This window comes from Limosilactobacillus reuteri subsp. porcinus (assembly GCF_036621895.1).
Taxonomy (GTDB): Bacteria; Bacillota; Bacilli; order Lactobacillales; family Lactobacillaceae; genus Limosilactobacillus; species Limosilactobacillus reuteri_J.
In genome coordinates, this window is sequence record NZ_LN887487.1 from 1 (window position 1) to 5,450 (window position 5,450).

General features: G+C 35.9%; 4 protein-coding genes. 3 read left to right on the plus strand and 1 reads right to left on the minus strand.

The window, feature by feature from the left end; genetic code table 11:
- Positions 1 to 89: 89 nt before the first annotated feature.
- On the minus strand, positions 90 to 2,468 hold the full coding sequence (locus tag AACL61_RS09030) for a glycoside hydrolase family 68 protein (protein ID WP_339111269.1): 2,379 nt from the start codon (positions 2,466 to 2,468) through the stop codon (positions 90 to 92).
- 444 nt (positions 2,469 to 2,912) lie between these two features.
- On the opposite strand from AACL61_RS09030, the gene AACL61_RS09035 reads away from it, so the two are divergent.
- From AACL61_RS09035 to AACL61_RS09045, 3 genes are all read left to right on the plus strand, one after another.
- Positions 2,913 to 3,767, plus strand: coding sequence for a patatin family protein (locus tag AACL61_RS09035; protein ID WP_063164069.1), 855 nt, complete (start codon positions 2,913 to 2,915; stop codon positions 3,765 to 3,767).
- A 16-nt stretch (positions 3,768 to 3,783) separates the two neighbouring features.
- On the plus strand, positions 3,784 to 4,431 hold the full coding sequence (locus AACL61_RS09040; protein ID WP_003671859.1) for a site-specific integrase: 648 nt from the start codon (positions 3,784 to 3,786) through the stop codon (positions 4,429 to 4,431).
- 108 nt (positions 4,432 to 4,539) lie between these two features.
- Positions 4,540 to 5,430 carry a DMT family transporter gene (locus AACL61_RS09045; protein WP_063164068.1) on the plus strand — a complete coding sequence of 297 codons (891 nt, stop codon included), beginning with the start codon at positions 4,540 to 4,542 and terminating at the stop codon, positions 5,428 to 5,430.
- Positions 5,431 to 5,450 lie beyond the last annotated feature (20 nt).

Sequence of the window (5,450 nt, forward strand, 5' to 3'; positions counted from 1 at the left end):
TTAAATTGACATTTCGGGCAATAAAAACTTTCAAAATAAAAAACCGTTAAGCTGAATTTAAGGCTTAGCGGTTTTATTTTTTAAAGTATTTAGTTGAATCGACGCTTGTTAATTCCTGCAAGGCCAAACATACTAAGCAATGTTCCCATACCTAGGCCAATTACGGCTTTATTAGCGTTATTTCCAGTTTGTGGCAAACGATTATTGGTTTGGGTTTCAGGTTGCTTACGATTTTCTGGAGTTAAAGGCACTTCTGGAGTGTTAGGTGTCTCAGGATTCTCTGGAGTCTTTGGTGTTTCTGGAGTATTAGGCGTCTCAGGTGTTTCTGGAGTAGTTGGCGTTTCAGGATTCTTTGGTGTAGCAGGATCATGCGGCTTTAATCCATAGCCAATTAAGTCCCAATCAACAGGCTTATCACGTTCACCAGGTAAGGCAGCAGAATCTAGATCACCAATCATATCAAGATTTTCACTTGAATCATCCCAAATCCAATCCCCTTGATTAGTCATTTTAGCTAAAACAGTAGTTGTGTTATCAGGGTTAATTTGTAGTAAGAAACTCGGTGCCCAAGTTGAATCCATTCCTTTACCCGCTACTCCATTTCGATTAGTCATATATGAAGTAACTAACAATTGATCGTCTTTTCCGGCAACAGGCACAGCGTAGTATGAATAAGTTGCCGTTCGCCAGTTTGCAGGAACAGAAGCAGTTAAGACTACTCCAGAATCATTTAATGGCTTATAAGGGCCAGTTAGACTATCAGCAACATATCCAACCATTGCCACATTATCACCAACCGTATAATTGGCATTCATCCATGCATCATCATTACTTCCTCGATTTAAACGAGTAGCGGCAAATAAGTAATACTTATTACCTAATTTAACTACATTTGGTCGTTCAATTTCATCACTTACCATTGGTGCAGAAATTAATGGTGAGTATAATTCTGCCATTTTAGGGTTCTTTTCGTCGTTGTTTAGTTTAAGGATACCAATAGCTGCATTAGCCCAAGTTGCCCGGCTTTTAATATCATCGTTGGAAAGAATTCTAAATAAGCTCTTGATATTAAAGGCGTCATCTCCGCCATAATTTAACCAGTTATAAATTTGTTCCTCGCCTTGATAATTTTCTGAACCAGTACTTGCTTCAAAAACAAGGTACCGATCACCATTATCATCTTCAATTACATGAGCATCACGCATTGCAATATTATCAGCACCCTTGTTAGTAGCTTTCCATTGATCATAAGTTTGGTAGTAATAGCCATCACCTTCGAATACAATATGATCATTTGCTACCTGAGCGAGTGACACATTTCCATTATTATCAGTTAAATAAAGAGTAGCGCTAGCAATTTTTTGATGATTGGTATTGTTATCAGACGTGTCTACCCTTGTATAAAATAATTGGATAGAGTTATCACTGTTCAAAACAGCTGATCCTGACCATTCTTGTGAAAGCGCAGTAGCATTATAGCCAAAAATTGGACCTGCATTCTTCCAATGACTTAATTCATTATCACCATACTTATTATATAAGAGATAGATGTGATTATCATTTTGGTTTGGAACCCCCATCATTGCGATAACAAGTTGGTAACCATTCCAATTAGCAACTTGTCCTGTCCGAACATCTTGAATTGGCCAAGAATCCCAAACATCTAATGGTTCAATAATGTTTGTTTGAGCATCCTTGGTTGTAGCGGCAGGCATATTTTTGATTTCACTTGCTTTAAAGAATGGAACTGTATACCGACCATCTTGTTTGATTAACGTATCGGCAATCTTTTGGAAATCATTATAAGTCATTTGGGTACCAGATTTTGCAGTTTTCGAGAAGTTAATCTTATTTAATGCTTTAATCTGGTCATCAGTTAAACTGTTAGGATCAATTCCCGCCTTTTTTACAACGTTTTCAGCATCCTTGTTTAACTTAGCGGTAGTATTCTTTTTACTGGATTGTTGATCATCGTTTTTGGCAGCTGAAGAATCATTAGTGTTTACAGCCGGTTCGCTTTTGGCTTCAGAAGATTCGTTAGCGGGTGCAGCTTTTTGTGTATCATCCTCTTTAGCTACATTAGTATTTTCTTTAGTTGCTTTACTATCTGTGTTAGTTGATGAAGATGCTGAACTTGTAGATGAAGTTGTTGCAGCAGAACTTGCTACCTGACTGTTAGAATTTTGTGTATTAGCGGCAGAAGAAGCACTATTTGCATTAGCAGAATTTTTAATAGTCGCATCATTAGCTGCACTAACTTGACCACTACCAAGTGTCACACTTTTAACAGCAATATCATTATCGCCAGTTGTAATCTGTACAGTAGAAGAATCATTATTTTCAGTATTAGTGTCCGCGGATGCGTTTACAGTTGTTGCACCAAACACCAACGCAGCAGTAGAGAGTGTAACGACTGCCCAATTTTTACCGCTTTTATACATTTTCTTATGTTCCTTGCGTTCTAGCATAGAAATAACCCCGTTTCTTTACTTTTTGCTAAACGTTTAACAATTAACTGTGCACTATTTTATTATGATTATCTTAAATTATCAATAGTTTCTTCATAAAAAGTTCATATTTAAATATTTACTGTCTATTTACTCATTTTTTGATAGCAATATGCGTTTTCCTTCTGAGACGAATTGTAACGACCTACTACTCATCAAAATGAATTTCAGTTCGTCTGAGAGGCAAAAGCTGTTTTTACCCCTATTTTTGCATTATTTTAAAATTAGTAAGACTCTTTTGATAAAAGAGTCTTACGATAACCGAGAATAAACGTTGATATAACAAGCTTTTAAAATCCTATATTTTCGTGTGAGACTGTTGTATAATTTTATTGAAAAAGTGTCTCACTAAAAATTAGGTCATTTTTGCTATTTTTGGCGGACAAAAAGGAGTTATTTCATTTTATGTTATATAATGCAGCATTAGTTTTAGAAGGTGGCGCATTCCGTGGACAATATACTGCCGGAATTGTTGACACATTTCTCGCTCACCATATTGAATTTCGAAGTGTAATTGGCGTTTCCGCTGGTTCGCTTTGTGGAGTTAATTTCGTCTCTAAGCAATACGGACGCGCTGCCAATATTAATATTAATCATCGGCACGATCGCCAATATATCTCGATGGCTCGCGTATTTAAAAAGCAAATAATTAATCTTGATTATCTTTTTGAAGATCACGGATATTCTTGGCAGAATTTTAATGAAGCTGCATATCGACGGTCAGCATCTCATTTCACAGCAGTTGCTACTTCTGTGAAAACAGGAAAAACAGTTTTATTTACGGATCCTGTTGGTGAGGAGCTAACCAATGCCCTCAAAGCTTCCTCATCAATGCCATTTCTTTCAGATCCACAGGAAACTTCTCAAGGGCCTTGCCTTGATGGTGGGATCACAGATTCAATTCCATTTGATATTGCACAACGACAAGGCTATGACAAGATTGTTGTTGTACGGACCAGGGATATTAACTACCGAAAGAAGCCATCTAGTTCTGCTATAAAGAAGTTGTACGACATGGTATATAAAGATTATCCCGAATTTGCTAAAGCGGGGATTAATCGTCCCCTTCTCTACAACCAACAGATTGCTGAAATTAATCGTTTGTCTTGTGAAGGAAAGATCTTTAATATTGCTCCCTCTAAACCAATTAAAATTAAGCGGATTGAAGGAAATATTAAGAAAATTCGAGCACTTTATGAAACTGGGCGGAAAGAAGGAGAGGAAATCGTCCCTGCTTTAGTTGATTACCTCGCAAATTAACAAAGGAAGAAATATTATGTCAACTAAAAAACGAGTTTATATTCCCAAAAATAAAACTAATGGTCAAATCAAGGGTAAACGGAAAATATGGGTAGAAAATGTTAAATTCTTGACTCTCGAAGAATATGATCAGTTACGTGAGACAATTAAGCTGCATTCGCGTCCTGAATTGGTTAACCGAAACCTATTACTAATTGCAATTGCCCTTAATAACGGATTGCGAGCATCAGACGTTGTAACGTTAAGGGTTGGTCATGTTCTAAATAAAACTAAAACCCGTGTTATTGAGCAAAAAACAGGTAAGGCTAAAACGCTCTTTTGGAATAATTGTCTTGCCGAAATTATTGATTATCTTAATGACTTGAATTATAAAGACGAGAATGATTATCTTTTCCCTGGGAAACAAGAAGGTCATTTTTCAGTACATGGCTTTTACGAAATGTTGCAACGAATGGCTAGAAAAACGGAAAATAATAAAATCGTTGCTAAGATTGGAACACACTCTTTTAGAAAAACTTTTGGTCGACAACTCTATAAGAAAGGTGTTAACGTTGAAATCATTTCGCAGTTATTTAATCACTCCTCTGAACGAAATACGCGCCACTATCTAGGGATTGAACAAGAAGACCTTGATAAAGTTGTTCAAAATTTCAAATTTGAATAGTTATTATTCTGAATATTATGTAAACTAAAATATTTAATCGTTTTCCTAATAGACTTAGGAATATAATTCATTAGAATTAAAGTAATAAAAAGTATTGGATGTGATTAAATGAATATAAAAAGTGTACCAAAGAAGCAACTATGGGGAATTGAATTAAATCTGATTTCTCTCCTATTTAGTAGTATTAGTCCGGTTCTTAATAAATTTTCACTTACTAGCTTGAGTCCGGTTGTTGGGGGAATTTTCACTAGTGCGTTTGCTGCAATTTTTACTTTTGCAACAATCCTCATTACTCGTCGGCATGTTTCTTTAACCAACCTTAAGAGCCTGTGGTTATGGCTTTTGGGTGGAACAAATGCAATCGGAATTATTCTTCAATATATTGCTCTTTCAACCTTAAGTCCAATCACTGTTACCCTTATCGCTCGGATGTATTTAGTTTATGTTTTCTTCCTATCTTATATCTTCTTAAAGGAAAAGATTACAAAGTGGGATTACTTAGCAATTATTCTTTGTATTCTCGGTTCTTTCTTTATTTCAGGAAGCCGACTTCAATTTAGTGATAACCTTCTTGGATTGATTTGTGCATTCATCTACCCACTAATGTATGCCACCAACAATATCGTGGCTAAGTATCTAGTTAGTGATGAAGAGCCAAATAATGTCTTATTCTTTAACCATTTTACTTCGGCTCTTTTACTTTTCTGCTATGCTCTCATAACAGGAACGTCATTTAGCCATATTTCTAGTCAAGCAGTTGCATTTAACTTTGGTGGAGCATTCTTTAATGGCTTCATGTCACTACTTCTTTTCTATACTAGCTTGCAGTTTATTACCGCTGGTAAAGCAAATATTGTTCGTGCACTTGGCCCAGTAATTGTTATTATTTACTCTTCATTTTTCTTTCCTATTCAGGTAACTCCTTCCCTAGTTTTAGGAGCTATTTTAGTAATTTTAGCTAGTACAATTGTTACCTTTACAAGAACAAATCGCGAATAACCATAATCATAACCACCCGT